The organism is Micrococcus lacusdianchii (assembly GCF_023155805.1).
GTDB lineage: Bacteria > Actinomycetota > Actinomycetes > Actinomycetales > Micrococcaceae > Micrococcus > Micrococcus lacusdianchii.
On the sequence record NZ_JAKNUW010000025.1, the window covers coordinates 1 to 18,880 of the forward strand.

Genomic DNA, 18,880 nt, shown 5'->3' on the forward strand with positions numbered 1-18,880 from the left:
GCTCGGCGTGAGGCGCTGGCCGTGTGGGTGAACCACTACAACTACCATCGGCCTCATACCTCCTGCGGGGACGCCCCTCCGGCCTCGTTGGCCCCGGCCCGAGTCAACAACGTCATGACCTCTTACATCTAGGGTCATCCCGTGCTGCTGAGCCAGACGCTCGCGCTCGTCGAGGATCGCTTGGCCCAGCTCCATGATCTGCTCGCGCGCCGTCGCATCCACTGCTGGCCAGATGAAGGTGTTGTGGACCAGGCCGCTGGCGTACCGCGTGTCGGTCTTCAACCGTCCGCCCACCTGTTCTAGCTGTGATGTCCAGGGACGTTGTTGCGTGAACAGCTGACAAGCGAAGGCCTCCTGTTGCGAGAGTGGAGTTGTCGAGAAACCGCTCACGCGAACAGAAGGCCTTCATGTCCCACGCTAACGCTGTCCTGACCCCTCGCGCCCGCCTACGCCTGGCCAAGCTCATCGTCGAGGAGCACTGGCCGGTCGCCACCGCGGCCAAGATGTTCATGGTCTCCCCACCCACCGCACGCAAATGGGCCACACGCTTCCGGGCCGAGGGACCTGCAGGGATGGCAGACCGGTCCAGCCGGCCGTCCACGATGCCGACCAGAACACCGCCGGCGGTGGTGAAACAGATCGTGGCCGCCCGATGGCGCCGACGCCTGGGGCCGGCACAGATCGCCGGAGAACTCGGGATGCCGGCCTCCACCGTCCATGCCGTGCTCGTGCGCTGCCGGATCAACCGCCTCGCCCGTCTGGACCGGGTCACCGGCGAGCCGATCCGCCGTTACGAGCACCCCCACCCCGGCTCGCTGATCCACGTCGACGTCACCAAGTTCGGGCGCATCCCCGACGGGGGCGGACACCGATTCGTCGGGCGCCAGCAGGGCATGAAGCACCGCGCGGCGACCTCGGACCGCGAAGGAACCCGTGATGCCCGATACCAGCCCCGGCTCGGGGTGGGCTTTCTGCACACCGTGATCGATGATCACTCCCGCTTCGCCTATGTCGAGATGCACTCCGATGAGCGCAGCCAGACGGCCATCGCGGTGTTGCGCCGCGCGGTCGCCCACTTCGCGCGCCTGGGCGTGGAGGTGGAGCGGGTGCTGACGGACAACGGCTCGGCCTACCGCTCGCATGCCTGGCGTGATGCCTGTACCGAGCTCGGGATCAAGCCCAAGCGGACTCGGCCCTACCGGCCGCAGACGAACGGGAAGATTGAGCGGTTCCATCGCACGCTCGCTGACGGGTGGGCCTACGCCCGGTTCTACAGCTCAGAGACGGAGCGCAGGGCCGCGTTGCCTGGATGGCTGCACTTCTACAATCATCATCGCGTCCACTCCGCGATCGGCGCCGCGCCTGCCACCAGGCTCAATAACCTCCCTGGACATCACATCTAGCCATACGTTGTGCGCCCGGCTGGTCATGATCGCGAAGTCGTACACCGTGGCGTGGGGCATGAAGTAGACCAGGTTGCTGGGGATGGTGCCGTCGTCGAAGAATCCCATTGGGAAGTAGCGGCGGCCAGCCGACGTGAGGCTTGGAACCAATAGATAGGGCGCGTTCACGTCACCTGCGGGCATCTGTTGGAACCGCCACGGCACCTCGCGCCCGGCGTAGGCGGCCCCCGTGGCCACCTGCTCCGAGCGCCACTGGCCGCATGCCTGGACACGCTGGAGTAGCACCGGGTGAGCGGCCAGGCGAGGCAAATCCTCCTGCGTGACCCAGAGGCAGTACCGCCGCTTCCCTCTGATGAACTCGCTGGCGCCCGTGAATGGTCGCAGATACTGGAGCGCGCCGGGGTCGGTCTCCGTCAGCTCGTCGTACTCGTCGCCGGAGAACACCAGGTAGCCATGGTCGGCTGGCTTGCCCCCGTAGACCATTGCCGTTTCGGCGCTGAGCGGCTTGTTGCGCGCCTCCACGAACACGTTCGGGTAGTCGACCAGGTATGCGTTGATGTTCGTCGCGGTGCTCTCGAGAGGCTCTCCGGTGCTGTAGTCCCACAACCGGCCCGGCCCGTCATCGCAGTACGAGAACCCGATGATGACGACGGTGACATTTGCCCCGCCCTTGGCCTCCGTCGTCCACTTGAAAGAGCGGTGCGCAAAATTGATGACGAGACCGTCGTCCATCAGCGGCTTCCACAGCGACGCAACCTGCACCCCCTGGCTCACGGAGTTGGTCGACACTAGGGCTGCCCGGCACTTCGTACCCTTCATGTACTGCGCTGAGGCCTTGAACCAACATCCGACGTAGTCGATGCGCCCGGCTTCCTTGCCGAACCACCGCTCCCTCTCGGCGTGCTGCTGCTTGGACAGCTTCCCAACGAACGGGGGGTTTCCGATGATGTAATCGCACTCCGCCGGGTCCAACACCTCCGCCCAGTCCACCGTCAGCGCGTTGCCGAGCACAATGTGGGCGGAGTCCTTCAGGGGGAGGTCCTTGACCATGCCGTAGACGATGCTCTCGGCTTCGGCGTTGGCCTGCAGCTCGGCAATCCACAGGGCCGTGGTCGCCACGTTCACCGCGAAGTCGTTGATCTCGATCCCGTGGAACTGCTGCAGGGAGACCTTCAACGGGGAGTGCTGCTCCTGGAGGTCGAACACGCCCTGGTCGTTCAGCAGCACCGAGAGGATCTTGTTCTCGAGCTTGCGCAGCTGGATGTAGGTCTCGGTGAGGAAGTTGCCCGAGCCGCAGGCCGGGTCGAAGAACCTCAGGCCGGCGATCTTGTCGTGGAACTGGGTCAGCTCGTTGCGTCGCTTGCGGTCCCCCACTCCCTGGGCCGTGAGGATGCCGTCTAGCTCGGCCTTGAGCTCATCCAAGAAGAGCGGGTCGATGAGCCGGTGGATGTTCTGCGGGGAGGTGTAGTGCATGCCCCCGGAACGGCGGGTCTCCGGGTTCAGGGTGGACTCGAACACGCCTCCGAACACCGTGGGAGAGATCTGGGACCAGTCCGTGCCCTCACTGACCTCGTCCAGGAGCACGTCCACGATCTCCTGCGTCAGCTGCGGGACCTCCACGTCTGCGGCGAACAGGCCACCATTGACGTAGGGGAAGGCCTTCAACGCATCCGAGGCGTAAGGGTCCCGCTCCTGCGGGGCGGCGTTGAGGTAGGCGAAGAGCTCCTTGAGCGCGGCCCGGGCCCGATCGGCCGGCACCGGCTTGAGGTAGTGGTAGAACGCGTTCTTGGAGAGCAGGCCGGCGTCCTCGGCGAACAGCAGGAACACCAGCCGCACGCACAGCACGTTCAGCGAGTGCATCGACGCTTCGGAGTCGGGGTCGATGTACTGCGCCCGCAGCATGTCGTAGAGCTTGCCGATCAGGGCGCCGGCGTCCAGGGAGACCTGCGTCTCGCGTCGCTGCCGCTCGCGCTGGGGGTCAAGGAGGAAGTCCAGCAGGTGCAGCTGCTCGGGCAGCTCGGCCAGGCGGAACTCTTCGTAGTCCCGCTCGGGGTGCTCGGTGTCCAGGTCGTGGATGCGGAAGCGGTCGAAATCGCAGACGATGATCGTGTCTGGCCGCTCCGAGTTCCGGAGGGAGTCGGCGTAGCGCTTGGCCTGCCCGAAGGGGGTCACAGCCACGCCCTGGCGCATCTCGGCCTTGTCCAGGTCGACGCCGAGAGACTTCTGCTCGATCACGGTCTTGGCGTCGCGGATGACGACGTCGATGAAGCCCCGCTCGGTGGTGCGGTTCTCGAACCGGACGTTGGTGGTCACGTCCTCCATGCCGACCACATCGCGCAGCAGCTCGAGCCAGAACGAGGACGTGTCCCCCTTCTCGTAGCCGCGCCCGGCCCACTTCTCCGCGAACTCCTTCGCGGCGCGCTTGCGCGCAGTCTGCGTCTGGTCTGCCATGTGTGTCCCTCCGGGGTCCGAAATCATCAGTCCTGCAGTGTCCTGTCAGCCAGCCCGTATGGATCTCGGCCTTGCTGCAGGACGGCTTCTGGGTTGCTCAAGTGTCTGAGCCCTCCGCTTCTCGCTGTTCGAAGTACTGCTCACGCAAAGTGGCCAGGCGAACGGACTTGCCCGGGCCTTCGACGGCCCAGAAGTCCCAGCCGTTGGCCGCCCCACCTCTTACTGCGGCCGCGGCCGCGGAGGGCGACGTGTACGAAGTGGCGTTGCAGGAGATGGTCCCGTCACTGTTCACGCTCGCGCTGGCCGGCCACGAGCTGTTGACCGAGATCAGCCGGTCCCCTGCATGAAGGAGATCGGCGCCGATGAGGTCGGCGAGCTGAATGCCGGCGTACTTGCTGCTTCGTCGTTGTTGCGTTCCACCGGCCGGAGAGCTGGAGTCCACACTCTCCGTCTCGTAGCCGAGGAGGCGGAGGACACGAACGATGGGATCTCGAAACGATTCCAGGATGGTCTGGTCGTAGGAGGGGACGGTGTCGTCACCGGGCGTTACAGAGTTGCTCAGGACAGCGCGCTCGGATGCGCGCAGGAGCTCATGGAGATCGCCTTCCAGCCACCCTGCCTGCGCGGAGGTCAACCCGTGCAACGTAGCCCGGCGGATCAGAAGGGCGCGGTTCCAGGATTTCTCCCGCTCGTGCTGCTGTAGCCGTGACCGCACCCCTGCCGGGGACTTCCCAACATAGGCACCGAAGGACCCGTCGGCTTGGACAAGGTCAAGCAACAGGTAGACGCCGGTGACGTCCCAATCCGTGTTCAACCGGTGCACCGACGACTTCTCCACGAGAACCATGTGGAGGCCGACGGAGTGATCGTGGATCTCGATCGGTTGCCCGGGGGCGTCCGCGAGCAGAACGGTGAACGGCAGTCGCGTATCTCGCTCTGGAGGGGGCGCCTTATGCACGACACCCATTCCCCTGGGAGGTGAGCAGATGGCCGTCAGCTATCACGTCGTAGCTGTGCCTCTGATCTAACGCCGCCGTTCGAGCCTCGGTGAGTGCCATGGTGCTGGCGCCTCGCTTCCCCTGTCATGCCGACCTGTAGGAAATCGGTCGATCTCTTCGCAGTCTGACACGAGGGCAACCGACAGCCTGGCGCGGCGCGTGGACAGTCAAGAATCTGCGTCGAGGATGCGCCTGTCAAGGAACCCGCCCCGGGTCCGTGCCGGGACGGATGACGATGGCCTGGTGACCTCGTTGGCAGAGCCTGAAGCGCCCTGGGTTTCGTTCCGATCCAACTGAAGGAGAATCGGACCATGCCCAAGAAGTTCAGCCTCGAGCTGCGTGAACGCGCCGTACGGATGATCCTGAAACGCCAGGCCACCCAGGGGGCCTCGTTCGCCCGGGATCCGAGCCATGGGACTGTCGCCTATGCGTGCATCAGTCCCAAGGTGGCGGAGCCTTTCGGAGCACGGCGGTGTGGCAGTCAGCCTCATTCTGGCACGGCGACATCCCAGCTCTCGGCTCTCGCCCGGCATGGCCGATCCCCACTCCGACTCAGTTCGTCGCGCGGGCCCTCCGGCGGCCAGACTCACGCACCGAGGCCCCGGTCTGCGTCGCACTGGGCGATGCATCCCGGGGCCTCGGTCGACGGCTGCGGCCCGTGAGACGTCAGCTCCCGGCGGCCTGGCCCTCCTCCGCGCGGAGCATGGCCTCGAAGGTGGCATCCGGCTCACCGCGGAAGAAGTCCCGGCCGTAGACCACGAGGCAGAGGATGACGCCCGTCGCCAGGCCCCATGCGGCACCGTTGGACGCCAGCACCGCCGCGGTGACTCCCGCGATTCCCAGATCCTTGACGCTGCGGGCCTCCATGATGCCGACCTTCACGGACACGAATCCCTGGATGAGCAGGGTCAGGGCCAGAGCCACCCCGAGCACCGGCTGCACCAGCGTCACGATCGGCAGCAGCAGGAGCCCGGTGTTCGTGCCCCACCGGAACGACCCCGCCCCGCCGAAGATCGACTTCATGGCCTTGCGGCCCTCCTTGTAGCGCTCCACGATCACGACGTGCATGGCAGACCAGATCGGACCGCACATGGCCACGTCCGGACCGATCATGGACATGAGGGTGTTGCGGCCGCCGAAGATCAGGTGGGCACGGTCCGGGTTGTACACGACCGCCTCATCCGTGCGGATCTGGTCGGCCTCCTTGAGGATCGCCCGGGACTGGAGGACGTCGCCGAACACGACGATGTAGGTCGCGAGGACGGTGGGCAGCGCGGTGAGGAACATCGAGGCCGGCGGGAGGCCGATGCCGAAGATCGTGTACCCGGCGAAGAGGCCCGCGAAGTCCGGGGTGTTGAACCCCCACTCGATAGTCGGCCAGGGGGCTTCGCCGGCCAGGGGCGCGATGACCACGGCCAGGAGGATCACCGGGAGGATGCCCAGGTTGCCGATCGTGCGCCACATCGGGTTCTTGGTCCGCATCGCGGCGAACCGGCTGGAGAAGAGCAGGAGGAAGGCGATCCCCACCGCGATCGTGATGGTGACCGGGAAGGTCTCGAAACGCCCTCCGGCGACGAAGAGGGACTGGACGGCGGCGATTCCCGCACCCACCAGCACGCCCGCCTTGATGGCGGAGGGGATCAGCGAGACCACCTTGGAGGCGAGTCCCGTCGCACCCAACGTGATCGAGAAGACGCCCAGCATGAACTGGAACGCGATGAGTGCATGCACACGCTCCTCCCCCTCGGGGAACGCTGAGCAGTAGGCCATGACCAGCGGGATCGCCGGGGTGATCCACCCGGGCACCACCGGGTCGCCGAGGAGGTGATGGGTGAGGTACAGGAGGCCGTTGAACACCACGACGGCGAGGGCCACCTCGAACGGCATGCCGAGCAGTTCGACCATCAGAGGAATGGCCGCGAGGTCGACGGCGCACATCAGGAGGCCCTGGACGTAGTCCGGCCACTCGAAGCGGTAGTGCACGAACGGCAGGCGGATCTGGAAGGGCCCTGCCTTCCAGTGCGGGGAGACTTCCCCGATGCCTTCCTCGTCCAGCGAGTGATGTGCAGTAGTCGTCATGTCCGTGGCCTTCAGTATTCGATGATCTGACGGACCGCACGGCCATCGGCCAGCTGGTCCATCGCTTCGTTGATGTCGTCGAGCCGCATGGTCGCGGAGACGAGCTTCTCCACGGGCAGCCGACCTTCACGCCACATCTGCTCGTATCGCGGGATGTCGCGAGCGGGCACAGAAGTGCCCAGGTACGAGCCGATGATCGTGCGGGCCTCACCCGTGATGGTGAGCGGTGAGATCTCCGCCGTCTGCTCCGGCGAGGGAAGCCCTGCCGTGACGGTCCTGCCGCCCGGCGCGGTCGCGTTGAACGCCGTTGTGAAGGCCGCCGGGTGGCCGGCGCACTCGACGGCGTGGGTGGTCTTGATGCCACGCTCCGCCATCTCTTCGGGTGAGTAGGCGGCATGCGCGCCATAGCTGAGGGCGAGCTCCCGCTTCTCCTCGGACATGTCCACGGCGATGATCTCCTGCACACCGCTCGCCACAGCCGTCAGAAGGCAGGCGACCCCCACACCGCCGAGGCCGACGATCGCGATGGAGTCCCCCTCTTCCGGGGTCGCGGCGTTGAGCAGGGCGCCGCCGCCGGTCAGCACGGCACATCCCAGGACCGCTGCGACGGCGGCCGGCACGTCAGAGCCGACGGGCACCACGGACTTCCGATTCACGACCGCGTGGGTCGCGAATCCGGAGACGCCCAGGTGGTGGAACACCTCGTCGCCGTCGCGGTGGAGTCGGACCCCGCCGCCCAGGAGGACGCCGGCGTTGTTCGCCTCCGTGCCGGGGGTGCAGGGCAGGCGACCATCGGTCTTGCACGCATCGCATTCGCCGCATCGAGGCAGGAACGTCATGACGACCCGCTGCCCGACCTCTACGTCGTCGACACCCTCACCGAGCTCCTCGACGATCCCGGCGGCCTCGTGGCCGAGCAGCATGGGGACGGGCCGAACGCGATGACCGTTCACCACGGAGAGATCCGAGTGGCACACGCCCGAAGCCTCCATGCGGACGAGGATCTCGCCTGCGCCCGGGGGATCGAGCTCCAGGTCCGAGATGGTGAGGGGACGGGACGAGGCGTACGGCCTCTGCCGGCCGATCTCCTCGAGAACAGCTCCACGGATCTGCATGTGAGCGCCTTCCACGACGGGGATGTGTGATGTAGGCCTCAGGGCCTCGTCCCAGCCCACCAGCGCTCCTCGTCCAGCGCTATAGACATCCAGTCCATCTCTCACCGAATAAAGTAGGCAGAGTGACCACTGATGCCCTCGACCACCGCCTCCTCCGAGCCCTGCTCGACACGGCTGCCGACCTGGCGGAACTGGCCGACACCGAATCCGTCCTGGCGTCCATCGTTCGGCGCACTCGAGCCCTCGTCGGGACGGACATGGCGTACCTCAGCCTCAATGACCACGCAGCAGGTGAGACGTACATCCGCCGGGCCGAGGGCGTCGTGACCCGCGCGTACCGGACGATCCGCATGCCCATCGGCACGGGAGTGCTCGGGAAGGTGGCGGAGGGTCTGGCACCCTTCCAGAGCCTCGACTACTCCAACGACCCGACGATCACCCACATCCCCCAGGTGGACCACGCGGTGCAGGCCGAGGGCGTCCACGCGATCATGGGCTCACCCCTCGTCGTCGACGGCCGACCGCTCGGCGCCCTGATGGTCGCCGAACGTCGCGCCCGGAGATTCACTCACTCCGAGGTGACCATCGTCGAGTCACTCGCCAAACATGCCGCCATCGCGATCCAGAACGCGCATCGCTACACGGAGGCACTCAACGCCGTCGGGCGCGCGGACGCAGACCGGGATCACGAACGCCAGTCCCTGCGTGAGCTCACCCGCCTGGATGAGCTCTCCTCGCGCCAATGCCAGTCCCTGCTGGAAGAGCCCAATGAGACGGCCGTGCTCAATCGGGCCGCCGAGCACCTGGGGGTGGAGGTGGAACTCCTTTCCCCCGAACGTCCGACGTCGCCGCTGCGGCCCGTCCCCGCCCTCCCCTCGCGTCACACGACGGGCGAGGCTCACCAGGTCGAGGCGCCGGACGGCTGCACCTGGACGCTCGTTCCCGCAGATCGGGACGCGCGCGACTGGCTCGCCGTCCGCCGCGCCCTCGACCCCGCCGAGAAGAAGGCCCTGGTCAGGACCGCGCAGCACCTCCTGCTCGCACGACGGCTCCGCAGCGCGCGGCGCGCCACCGAGCTCGAGGCGGGCGCCGGCCTGCTGGCCGAACTCGTCGACGATTCCGCCGGTGGAATCGTGCGACGGCGTCGGGCCCTCGCCGAGCTCGGCCTGCGCGAGGATTCACAGGTCAGCTTGGTCGTCATCGATCTCGCCGCCGTACCCGAACCCCAGTTCGCCGAGCGAGTGCTCTCACCCGTGGCGGGAGTGCGCCTCAGCGCTCCGCGGGGAGGCACATGGTGCGTGGTCGGCGACCGCCCGGATGTGCCTGCCCGCGTGGAGGCGGCAGTTCGGCATGCGACGGAGGCCGTATGGCAGATGGCCTTCCTTGGACCGGGCGAGCACTTCCGCGATCTGCCGGGAGCGTTCCGCACGCTCGAGAACGCCCTCGCCGTCAGCCGGGTGGCCGGAGGGCTCCACGCCGTGGACGCGTCGACCGTGGGCGCCGTGGGCATGGTCCTCGCCGGGGCCGGCGAGGCGAGCAAGGACGTGACGACCCGCCCGCTGGCGCCGTTGCGCGACCTGCCGCCCCAGCGTGCCTCGGCACTCCGAGAGACCGCACTGGCCTACCTGGACGCGGGAATGAACGTGGCCGAGACATCCCGTCGGCTCTTCCTCCACCGCAACACGGTCCTTCAACGACTGGAGCAGCTCGGCGCCGTCCTGGGTTCCGACTGGCACACGCCTCCGCGGTCGCTCGACCTCCACCTGGCCCTGCTCTCGGCAGCACGCGACGACGGCGGCGCCCCGGGCGCGTCACCCGCGCGAAGCCAACCCCGTCCTCGTGCCGAGGAGCTCCGCCGTTCCCGGCAGCGGACCCGGGAGTGACGCCCCCTACCCTCGGGGATCGCCTGCACATCTGACCCTTCTGACCCGGCCACGGCCGCCGAGAAGGGTCAGATGCGCAGAAGGTCTCTGGCACACGCCCCCACCGCCCCATACGTGACAAATACACAACACTCGTCTTGCGTATCTCACTGAGGCGTGCCTTACTGGTTCTCGGACCCCCGCCGGAAGGACCCCCATGGCCCACGCCTCCACGCACCCCGCCCATCCGCTGCCGCCCGTGGCGTCCCGTCGTCTGCTGCTGGCCCAGCGGCTGCTCCGCGGCGAGGGCTCCGTCGAGGTCACGGCCTTCCGCGCCGGTGAGACGCTCACGACGGCCGTGCACGGCGTGAGCGCGGACGGCTGCCTCGTGGTCGCCCACGTCCCCAACCTCCTCGGCTCGCTCGGCGCGTTCCACACGCCCGCGCCGCTGGACGTGCGCGTGGACGTCCTGCGTGACGCCCTGGACCTCACGGTCCCCACCCGCCTGGCGTCCGTGCATCTGCTCGGCACCCTGCGCTGGTGCCGGGACTCGGCCGAGGTCGCGGAGCTGGGGCTGCGCGGTCGCGTCGCGGACCTCGTGGCCGATGTCGGCCCGCGGGTGCGCGTGGCCGTCGTCGAGACCCAGCGGATCCTGTTGCACGACGTCGACGGCGTCGCCGTGTTCTGCCGCCACACCCTGCCGCTCACGTCGCGCGGGCTCGTCGACCAGGCCGAGCTCGCAGACCTGGCGGACGACGTGCTGGGCACCGCCCCCGAGGTGCTCGCGGACCTGGCCGACGCCGTCGCCCTGGGCCTGCTGCCGGGCGAGAGCACCCCGTTGCAGGTCGACACCGAACCTCTGCCCGAGTCCCCCGCCCACGCCCTCGACGCGGACGAAGCCGGGGTGACCCTGCTGCGCGTCCGCGACGGCGAGACCACCGCGGTGCACGTGGCCCTGCCCGGTGCGGGCCGGCTCGACCACAGCCCCCGGCACGCCTGGCGGCGACTGCTGGACGCGATCCCGGCGCGGGTCGCCCACTCCTGAGGGGCGGCGTCAGTCGATCGTGTAGGTGGCGCAGGTGGCCACGTCCGTGACCTCGATGCCCTCGGCGGTGCAGGCGAGGTCGGTGTTGTACGTGCACTCGAGGCGGTGGCACGCACCGACGGTCGAGGCACCCTCGGTCACCGGGCGGCGGACGTCCAGCTGGACGAAGGTGCCGCAGCCGGGCGTGCGGTCGGAGCCGGCGACGGTGATGGCCAGGGCGTTGCAGGACGTCTCGGCGTTGAAGGCGCAGGCGCTGGCGGCGCAGGTGCGGACGGCGGTGGTCATGGCGTGGTCCTCCCGGTTCGGGCCCGCCCCGGGCTGGGACGGTGCTGCTGGAATCGAGATTACTCCGGCCCACGAATAGCACAAGAGGGGTGAGCCTTAGTCGATAGGGGATTAGCGCAAATCAATTTTGCGCATTGTTGTGTGTCGTATGGACCGACGTCGCGCCCGCCGGCCGCCCCACCCCGCCGTCACCACCCGGTCACGTCCGCGTCACCCGCCCCTGCCACCCTGCACGGGTGACCTCGCAGAATGACCCCGCGCACCCCACCGCCCACCCCGTCTCCCGCCGCACCCTCCTCGGCGGGGCGGGCCTCGTCGTCGCCTCCGCGGCGCTGCTGTCCACGCCGGCCGGCACCGCCCACGCGGCCACCGGCCCCACGCCGTTCACGCTCGGCGTCGCCTCAGGCGACCCGTGGCCCGACGGCGTGGTCCTGTGGACCCGCCTGGCCGTGGACCCCCTCGCGCTCGACGGCCTCGGCGGCATGCCGGACCAGTCGTTCCGGGTGGAGTACCAGGTGGCCACGGACGAGGGCTTCCGCAAGGTCGTCCGGTCGGGCGCCGTCACCACGGACCGCACGCAGGGCTACGCGGTGCACGTCACGCTCACCGGTCTGCGCCCCGGCACCGAGTACTTCTACCGGTTCCGCGCGCTCGGCCACCTCTCGCGCGTCGGGCGGGCGGTGACCGCGCCGGCCTTTGGGGCGCATGCGGACCGGCTGCGGATGACGGTCGCCTCGTGCGCCAACTGGGAGCACGGCTACTTCACCGCCTACGGCCACATGGCCGCCGAGCGCCCCGACCTCATGGTCCACCTGGGCGACTACTACTACGAGATCATGCCGTACGGGTACCCGGTCTCCTCGGGCGTCCCGCGCGCTCACAAGAACGGCGAGTCCCGCACCCTGGCGCAGTACCGCGCCCGCATGGCCCAGTACAAGACCGACCCGCACCTGCAGGACGCCCACGCCACCGCCCCGTGGCTGGTGATCTTCGACGACCACGAGGTGGAGAACAACTGGGCGGACGAGACCCCCGAGATCTGGGACCCGCAGTTCCTGGCCCGCCGCGCCGCCGCGTTCCGCGCCTACTACGAGAACATGCCCCTGCGCGTGAGCTCCATGCCCCGCGGGATCGACATGCAGCTCTACCGCCGCATCCAGTGGGGCAACCTCGCCACCTTCCACCTCCTGGACACCCGCCAGTACCGCTCGGACCAGGCCAACCTGGACCTGATCAAGGTGGTCGACGCCGACGCGCGCGACCCCCGGCGCAGCATCACCGGCGCGGAGCAGGAGCAGTGGCTGCGCGAGGGGTTCCAGACCTCCACCGCGCGGTGGGACCTGGTGACCCAGCAGGTGCCGTTCGTGCAGTATGACCGCACCGCGGGCCCCCTGCTCTGGGGGGACATGGACACCTGGGACGGCTACGTGGCCTCCCGCGAGCGCGTGGTGGACGCCTGGGTGCAGGCGGGCGTGCGCAATCCGGTGGTCCTGACCGGTGACATCCACGAGGCCTTCGCGTCGGACATCAAGCGGGACTTCAACGACCTCTCCTCGGCCCCCGTGGGCGTGGAGCTGATCACCACGTCCATCACCTCGGGCGGCGACGGCTCGGACTCCTCGGCGGCGGCACTCGAGTGGAACCCGCACGTCAAGTTCAACAACGACCTGCGCGGCTACCTGCGGGTGGACCTGACGCCGGAGCTGCTCGAGGCGCGGTTCCAGGTGCTGGACTACGTCAGCGAGCTCGGCTCGTCGGTGCGCACGCGGGCTGTCTTCGGCGTCGGCGACGGCGAGCACCGCCTGCACCGGATCGCCTGAGCCGGCCGGCGTCGTCGGCGGCGGCGGCGGCAGAGACAGCGAGCGGAAGGATTGTTCTGCCTTCCGCATGGGCGGCCCGGCCGTGCGCGCCGATGGCGATGTTTCGGAAGATTGCTTCCGCTCACCCGGTAACAGGCGGCAAGATGGGATCGACTCACGTCCCCGCAACGACCTGACAGAAGGATCCTTCCGCCCATGACCACCGCCTCTGACCTCGGCTCCGCGCTGCGCGCCGCTCGCCGCCGACTCGGGCTGACCCAGCAGGAGGTCGCCGACCTGGCTGGCCTGTCCGACCGCACCGTGCGGGACCTCGAGAAGGGCTCCAGCAGCCCCAGTCTAGGGGCGGTCATCGCCGTCGCCACGGTGCTCGGCCTGCGGCTGGAGGTCACCGGGTGAGCGCCGCGGACCTGCCCGCGCTGCCGGAGCTCAAGCGCGTCACCGCCGCGGACGTGCACAAGGCGGGCACGCACGTGGCCACCCTGACCCGCTCCCCCGCGGGTGAGGTCACCTTCGCCTACCTGCCCGGACACCACGGCGACGCCGTCGCATCCACCCTGCCCGTCGGCGTCGACCCGGTGACGCGCCCGGGCGGCGGACTGCCGCCCTTCTTCGCGGGGCTGCTGCCCGAGGGGCACCGGCTGACGGTGCTCCGGCGGGCCTCCAAGACCTCGGCCGACGACGAGCTCACCCTGCTCCTGGCGACCGGCGGCGACCTGCCGGGGGACGTCCAGGTCGCCCCGGCCGGCGTCGCCCCGGAAGACCCGCAGCCGTTGGCGTCCGACGACCCCGCCGGCCTGGACTTCGCCGCCCTGACGGACTCACCCGACCGCCACGGGCTGCCCGGCGTCCAGGCCAAGGCCTCGGCCTCCATGGTGAACACCCCGCTGGCGACGCGCGGCAGCCGTGCCCTGCTGAAGATCGACCCGCCGGACCACCCCCACCTCGTGGAGAACGAGGCGCTCCACCTGGCCGGGGCCCGGGCGCTGCGGATCCCGGTGGCCGACCATGCCGTCGTCCACGACCGCCACGGGCGGGCGGGGCTCCTGGTCACCCGCGTCGACCGTGAGCGCCAGGCGGACGGCTCCTTCCGCCGCCTGGCGCTGGAGGACGCCGCCCAGGCGCTGGACGTCTACCCCGCCCAGAAGTACGCGGTGACCACCGAGGAGGTCATCCTGGCGCTGGCGGGGTCGACGGCGGCGCAGCCTGTGGCGGCGCGGAACCTGTACCTGCAGTTCCTCTACGCCTGGCTCACCGGCAACGGCGACCTGCACGCGAAGAACGTGTCCGTGCTGCAGGGCTCGGACGGACGGTGGCAGGTGGCCCCCGTCTACGACGTGCCGTGCACCGTCCTCTACCGGGACATGACGATGGCCCTGACGGTGGACGGCCGGGTGAAGGGCCTGCGCCGCCGGCACTGGGAGGCCCTCGCGGACGCCATCGGCCTTCCCCAGCGGGCCGCACGAGCAGCCATGTCGAAGGCGCTCGCCGCTGCCGACCGCGTCGACCTCAGCGCGCTGCCGTTCGACGGCTCCCCGCTGAACGGCGCCGAACGGGAGCTGCGCCACCGGCGCGGCGAGCTGCGGAACTGAACCGGCCGGCGTCGTCGTCAGCGGCGGTGCCGGCGGTGGACGTGCCGTTTCCCGCACGAAAGCACTGTGAGGGCCGCCGTTTCCCGCACGAAGACGCTGGGGTCAGACCTTCCCCTTGAGCAGGCGCTGCCAGTAGATCCGCGGCTGGCCGAAGCGGTCGAACGCGGCCGTGCTGCGGCGGGGCCTGGTGACGTCCACGCCGGGGATCGAACGGTCCTCGGAGCCGTCGCGGACGTGCTCGTCCAGGACCAGCTCGTCGCGGCTGACCATCACGGGGATCACGGTGTAGCCGTCATATTTCTGCAGCGGCTTGCCCGCGTCCGCGGCCTGGATGTTCTCCGCCAGGACCTTCACCTGCCGGCGCAGCGCCCCGCCGGAGGGGCGCGTGTCCAGGGCGGCGGCGTCGCCGAGGGCCCACACGGACGGGTGCTCCCGGTGCCGCATCGTCTCCGGGTCGACGTCGACCAGGCCGGCCCCGCCGCCGTCCGCCAGGCCCGCCTCGGTGAGGAAGCCCGGCCCGCGGACCACGGGGGTGACGTACGCGGCGGCCACGTCGGCGATCCGCTCACCCGTGGTGAGCACCACCTCGCGCGCCTCGTGGTCCACGGCGCTGACCTCCGCCTGCGTGTGCACCTGGATCCCGTACTCCGCCGCGGCCGCGGCGAGGGCGTCGTCGATGGTGTGCCGGTCCAGGATCCGCCGGTAGGGGGTCACCAGGTGCACGTCCACGTCCTCGAGGATCCCCGCCCTCTCCCACGCCGCGCAGGCCAGGAACAGGGCCTTGAGCACGGTCCCGCCGCACGAGGACGGCTCGGGGGGCACGTTCGCCACCACGCGGTCCCCCGCGGCCACGCCCGCCAGGAGCCGGCGCGCGGAGTCCACGTACTCGGGCACGTGGGCGCTCGCCGCCCAGCCGGCGCCGTACGCCTCCCGCAGCCCGTCGATCGCGCCCCACCACGGGGTCAGCCCCGGGCACAGCACCAGGTGGCGGAAGCCCACGGTCAGCCCCGTGAACGTCAGCACGGTGCGCTCCTCGACGTCCACTCCCACCACGTAGTCGGGGATCCACTCCACGCCCTCGGGGACGACCGACCGCATCGGCCGCTCGAACCGGTCCATGTCCGCCTGCCCGCCGGCGGCGTAGTTCAGCATGGGCCGGTAGCGGTGCAGCGGCGTGCCGTCGGCGACGGCGATCCGCCCCGCCCCGTCCCGCTGGAGCTTTGCGGCCAGGGAGATGCCGGCATTGCCTCCGCCGACGATCAGGATGTCGTACTGCTTGGTCACGGGGTCCTCCGTGGGACGTGGGGCTCGGGTCGGGCCGACGGTGCGGTCGCCGGCTCAGGCCAGCTCGGCGTCGTGGTGCCCGTCCTGCTCATCCTCCACCGGGCGGCCGCGGCGGCGCCAGGCGGCGAGGCCCGCGAGCACGGCGGCCACCGCCAGGAACGGAGCGCCCACGGTCCACACGGAGGGGTCCATCTGCGTGGCCAGCACGAGGCAGCTGAGGATGCCGAGCACGGGCAGCACGGTGGGCGCGTGCCAGTGCTCGCGCTCGACGCGGTCCCGGCGCAGCACCAGCACGGCGGTGTTGACGCCCAGGAACACCACGAGCAGCAGCAGGACCATGGTGGAGGCCAGCACAGCGAGCGTGCCGGTGAGGGCGAGGAACAGGGACACGGCGGTGGTCGCGAGGATGGCCACCCACGGCGTGCGCCGGCCCGGCAGCACCTTCCCCAGGAACCCCGGCAGCAGCCCGTCGCGGGCCATGCCGTACGTCAGGCGGGAGCTCATGATGCCCGTCAGCAGGGCGCCGTTGGCCACCGCCACGAGCGCGATCACGCTGAACAGCACCGGCGGGACGAACCCGGTCGCCCGCACCACCTGCAGCAGGGGCGCGGAGGACTCGGCGAGCTCCGCCGTCGGGACGGCGTAGGAGGCCACCGCGCCCACCAGCGCATAGATGAGGCCCGCCACCGCGAGCGCGCCGAAGAGCGCGCGCGGGTAGGAGCGGGTGGGGTCCTTGAGCTCCTCGGTCACGTTCGCGCTGGTCTCGAAGCCGGCGTAGGAGTAGAACGCGAGGACGGCGCCGGCCAGCAACGCCATGACCGGCCCGCTCTCCGGCGTGCCGACCTGGGTGAGCCGCCCGACGTCGCCGGCACCGCGCGCGAACAGCACCGCGCCGAGGGCGATGATCAGCAGGAGCCCGCCGACCTCGATGATCGTGGCGGCCTTGTTCGCGGCCAGCGACTGGCTGATGCCCCACATGTTCAGCAGCGCCAGCAGCGCCAGGAACACGGTGACGACGACGCCGACCGGCCAGTCGACGAACGCACCCAGGTAGTCGCCGGCGAAGCCCAGGGCGAGCGCCCCCACCGAGACGATGCCGGCGGCGAGCATGCAGAAGCCCACGAGGAAGCCCACGAACGGGCCGAACGCCCGCGTGGTGTAGTGCGCGGAGCCGCCCGCGCGCGGGTACTTCGTGGCCAGCTCCGCGTAGGAGGCGGCCGTGAAGAGCGCCAGGACGAGCGCCATGAGCAGCGGCGCCCAGACGGCTCCGCCGGAGGCCCCGGCGATCGTGCCGGCGAGGACGTACACGCCCGCGCCGAGCACGTCGCCCAGGATGAACAGGAACAGGCCCGTGGTGGTGACGGAGCGCTTCAGGGGCGTGCGGTCGGCGCGGGCCGCGCCGACCGCCGTGGAGCCCGCAGGGTCCGCCGCGGGATGGACGCTCATCCGATCGTCTGGATGCGGCCGAGGACGAACAGGAGGATGCCGAGCGCCACGAGGACGACCAGCAGGCCGATGAGGATCTTGCCCAGGGAGCGCTCGCCGGTCTGCTCACGGTCCATGGCGTTGTTCGTGGGGCCGACGCCGGTGCCCTCGGCCGGCGGGGTGTCGCCGTCGATCGCGGCGCCGGTGCTCTCCCGGGAAGCGGCGGAGAGGTCGTGCGGGTCGGTGTCCCCGGAGGGCACGTCGCCCGGGCGGGCGGGACGGGTGGGGTCGTTCGGTGTGGCGGCCATGGGGGGCTCCTTCGGATCTGGCCCGGAGCAGAGCCGGGCATCGCCCGGCCGTTGTGCCGGGTTGTCCTGCCGAGGGTAGGGCGTGGCGGTCCCCGCGGACAGTCCGGAGGCGCGCTGATCTGGGATCCCGCGTGCGGACGCGCCCGGAGACCGCCCCGGGTCAGAGCAGGCCCAGCTGCCGCATCAGGGCCCCGTGCCGCTCGAGACCGGGGGCCAGCGCCACCGGGTTGTCCCGGAACCAGCCGAGGTGAGCCTCGCGCACGTCGGCGTCGGAGACGGGCTCGCCGCCCACCACCCAGTGCTCACGCGGCTCGACCTCGAGGTCCAGGGCCTCCACGATCTGGCCCTCGATCGGGGAGAGCACGTGGCCCAGCAGCAGCCGTTCCGGCGCGCGCACCTCCTTGTCCACGCCCAGCTCGGCCAGCACGGCGCGGGCCAACTGCTCCAGCAGGGGGTTGTCCGGGTGGTTCGCCGAGTGGAACCCCGCGCCGCGCTCGGCGGCCACCGCGTCGGACACCACCACGGTGCCGAACCGTTCCTCCCGCTCGCGCAGCCGTTGCACGGACTCCGCCGCGAGCCCGCGGATCGCCTCAGGCGAGAGCGGGAGGCGGGGGCCGGCGTCGTCGTCGCCCTGCCCGGGGCGGCGCAGCGCGGCCGGCCACGGGATGAGCCCCTCCTGCGCGGCGGCCTCCGCCACGGTGCGCAGGTCGTGGTACGGGACCACCGGCGGGTCCTCCCACGGCCGCTGCGGGTGGCGCAGGGTGACCTGCCAGGGGAAGCGGGAGGTGTCGTAGAGGACGGGCACGCGGATCGAGCGGGCGCCGTCCGGGAGGAGGGACTCGAGCTGGTCGATGCCCAGCGGCAGTCCCTGGTAGTCGTCCCGGACCGGCTTGACCACGAGCACCGTGGTCCGCTCGAGCAGGGCCAGCAGGTGCGGGAGGTCGTCCGGGCCGAGCTCGAACATCGGGGGCACACGCACCGAGGCGGGCGTGCCGCCCTCTGCGCGGCCGGGCTCGCCGCACAGCAGGCGGCGCGTGGCCTCGGCCTGGCAGCCGCCCATCACGGTGAGGATGTCCCCCTCCGGCAGCGGCTCGAGCCCATAGAAGTGCCCGTAGTGCCGACGCCGACCCTCGTCCGCGTCGCGCGCCTCCGAGGGGGCGCGCTCGGCGGCGCCGCGGGCGGGGGCCGGCGCGGCCGTCGCCCCGGCCGCCTCGGC

General features: G+C 70.3%; 16 protein-coding genes and 2 pseudogenes. 8 read left to right on the plus strand and 10 right to left on the minus strand.

The window, feature by feature from the left end; genetic code table 11:
• Positions 1-132, plus strand: a 132-nt coding sequence (locus tag MA879_RS11270) for an integrase core domain-containing protein (protein ID WP_141844281.1), incomplete at its 5' end; no start/stop codon positions are given.
• Between the two features lie 9 nt (positions 133-141).
• Positions 142-303, plus strand: coding sequence for a hypothetical protein (locus MA879_RS11275; protein ID WP_248126468.1), 162 nt, complete (start codon positions 142-144; stop codon positions 301-303).
• Here the strand turns inward: MA879_RS11275 and MA879_RS12705 are convergent.
• Positions 259-390, minus strand: a pseudogene (locus MA879_RS12705) (hypothetical protein); the annotation flags it as partial. The gene MA879_RS11275 and the pseudogene MA879_RS12705 overlap by 45 nt on opposite strands.
• A gap of 17 nt (positions 391-407) precedes the next feature.
• On the opposite strand from MA879_RS12705, the gene MA879_RS11280 reads away from it, so the two are divergent.
• The gene (locus MA879_RS11280; RefSeq protein WP_248126471.1) at positions 408-1,403 is read left to right on the plus strand and encodes an IS481 family transposase; all 996 of its coding nucleotides are present in this window, start codon (positions 408-410) and stop codon (positions 1,401-1,403) included.
• A gap of 48 nt (positions 1,404-1,451) precedes the next feature.
• On the opposite strand, the pseudogene MA879_RS12555 reads toward MA879_RS11280, so the two are convergent.
• The 4 genes and pseudogenes from MA879_RS12555 to MA879_RS11300 all read right to left on the minus strand — a co-directional run.
• A pseudogene (locus MA879_RS12555) lies at positions 1,452-3,881 on the minus strand (DNA methyltransferase); the annotation flags it as partial.
• A 70-nt stretch (positions 3,882-3,951) separates the two neighbouring features.
• The gene (locus MA879_RS11290) at positions 3,952-4,812 is read right to left on the minus strand and encodes a restriction system modified-DNA reader domain-containing protein (protein WP_248126474.1); all 861 of its coding nucleotides are present in this window, start codon (positions 4,810-4,812) and stop codon (positions 3,952-3,954) included.
• A 706-nt stretch (positions 4,813-5,518) separates the two neighbouring features.
• Positions 5,519-6,931 (minus strand): DUF3360 domain-containing protein, encoded by a 1,413-nt coding sequence (locus MA879_RS11295; protein ID WP_248126477.1) that lies wholly within the window; start codon positions 6,929-6,931, stop codon positions 5,519-5,521.
• Positions 6,932-6,942: 11 nt separating this feature from the next.
• On the minus strand, positions 6,943-8,046 hold the full coding sequence (locus tag MA879_RS11300) for an alcohol dehydrogenase catalytic domain-containing protein (protein ID WP_248126480.1): 1,104 nt from the start codon (positions 8,044-8,046) through the stop codon (positions 6,943-6,945).
• A 122-nt stretch (positions 8,047-8,168) separates the two neighbouring features.
• Between MA879_RS11300 and MA879_RS11305 the strand changes: the two genes are divergently transcribed.
• Both MA879_RS11305 and MA879_RS11310 read left to right on the plus strand, forming a co-directional pair.
• Positions 8,169-9,929: a helix-turn-helix domain-containing protein gene (locus MA879_RS11305; RefSeq protein WP_248126483.1), complete on the plus strand. Its 1,761-nt coding sequence runs from the start codon at positions 8,169-8,171 to the stop codon at positions 9,927-9,929.
• Positions 9,930-10,125: 196 nt separating this feature from the next.
• Positions 10,126-10,953, plus strand: a complete 828-nt coding sequence (locus MA879_RS11310) for a hypothetical protein (RefSeq protein WP_248126485.1) — start codon at positions 10,126-10,128, stop codon at positions 10,951-10,953.
• A 9-nt stretch (positions 10,954-10,962) separates the two neighbouring features.
• Here MA879_RS11310 and MA879_RS11315 read toward each other — a convergent pair whose 3' ends face one another.
• Entirely contained in the window at positions 10,963-11,238 is a 276-nt protein-coding gene (locus tag MA879_RS11315; RefSeq protein ID WP_248073374.1) for a DUF1540 domain-containing protein, read from the minus strand.
• A gap of 236 nt (positions 11,239-11,474) precedes the next feature.
• Here MA879_RS11315 and MA879_RS11320 point away from each other — a divergent pair, with 236 nt between their 5' ends.
• The 3 genes from MA879_RS11320 (at position 11,475) to MA879_RS11330 (ending at position 14,647) form a co-directional block, all read left to right on the plus strand.
• Entirely contained in the window at positions 11,475-13,058 is a 1,584-nt protein-coding gene (locus MA879_RS11320; RefSeq protein WP_248126487.1) for an alkaline phosphatase D family protein, read from the plus strand.
• Positions 13,059-13,253: 195 nt separating this feature from the next.
• Positions 13,254-13,454: a type II toxin-antitoxin system Y4mF family antitoxin gene (locus tag MA879_RS11325; RefSeq protein ID WP_248126490.1), complete on the plus strand. Its 201-nt coding sequence runs from the start codon at positions 13,254-13,256 to the stop codon at positions 13,452-13,454.
• Positions 13,451-14,647: a type II toxin-antitoxin system HipA family toxin gene (locus tag MA879_RS11330; RefSeq protein WP_248126493.1), complete on the plus strand. Its 1,197-nt coding sequence runs from the start codon at positions 13,451-13,453 to the stop codon at positions 14,645-14,647. The genes MA879_RS11325 and MA879_RS11330 overlap by 4 nt, the downstream gene beginning before the upstream one ends.
• Before the next feature lie 102 nt (positions 14,648-14,749).
• On the opposite strand, the gene MA879_RS11335 is transcribed toward MA879_RS11330, so the two are convergent.
• From MA879_RS11335 to MA879_RS11350, 4 genes are all read right to left on the minus strand, one after another.
• Positions 14,750-15,931 carry an FAD-dependent oxidoreductase gene (locus MA879_RS11335; protein ID WP_248126496.1) on the minus strand — a complete coding sequence of 394 codons (1,182 nt, stop codon included), beginning with the start codon at positions 15,929-15,931 and terminating at the stop codon, positions 14,750-14,752.
• Between the two features lie 54 nt (positions 15,932-15,985).
• Positions 15,986-17,377, minus strand: coding sequence for an APC family permease (locus tag MA879_RS11340; protein ID WP_248126499.1), 1,392 nt, complete (start codon positions 17,375-17,377; stop codon positions 15,986-15,988).
• Entirely contained in the window at positions 17,374-17,664 is a 291-nt protein-coding gene (locus tag MA879_RS11345) for a DUF6480 family protein (protein WP_248126502.1), read from the minus strand. The genes MA879_RS11340 and MA879_RS11345 overlap by 4 nt, the downstream gene beginning before the upstream one ends.
• 160 nt (positions 17,665-17,824) lie before the next feature.
• The coding region (locus tag MA879_RS11350; protein WP_335342058.1) for a WcbI family polysaccharide biosynthesis putative acetyltransferase at positions 17,825-18,880 on the minus strand (1,056 nt) is incomplete at its 5' end.

Bases quoted from the DNA above. Each gene is read 5' to 3' on its own strand.
- MA879_RS11280 (WP_248126471.1), top strand. From the start codon at position 408: ATGTCCCACGCTAACGCTGTCCTGACCCCTCGCGCCCGCCTACGCCTG.
- MA879_RS11295 (WP_248126477.1), bottom strand. From the start codon at position 6,931: ATGACGACTACTGCACATCACTCGCTGGACGAGGAAGGCATCGGGGAA.
- MA879_RS11300 (WP_248126480.1), bottom strand. From the start codon at position 8,046: ATGCAGATCCGTGGAGCTGTTCTCGAGGAGATCGGCCGGCAGAGGCCG.
- MA879_RS11310 (WP_248126485.1), top strand. From the start codon at position 10,126: ATGGCCCACGCCTCCACGCACCCCGCCCATCCGCTGCCGCCCGTGGCG.
- MA879_RS11315 (WP_248073374.1), bottom strand. From the start codon at position 11,238: ATGACCACCGCCGTCCGCACCTGCGCCGCCAGCGCCTGCGCCTTCAAC.
- MA879_RS11325 (WP_248126490.1), top strand. From the start codon at position 13,254: ATGACCACCGCCTCTGACCTCGGCTCCGCGCTGCGCGCCGCTCGCCGC.
- MA879_RS11340 (WP_248126499.1), bottom strand. From the start codon at position 17,377: ATGAGCGTCCATCCCGCGGCGGACCCTGCGGGCTCCACGGCGGTCGGC.
- MA879_RS11345 (WP_248126502.1), bottom strand. From the start codon at position 17,664: ATGGCCGCCACACCGAACGACCCCACCCGTCCCGCCCGCCCGGGCGAC.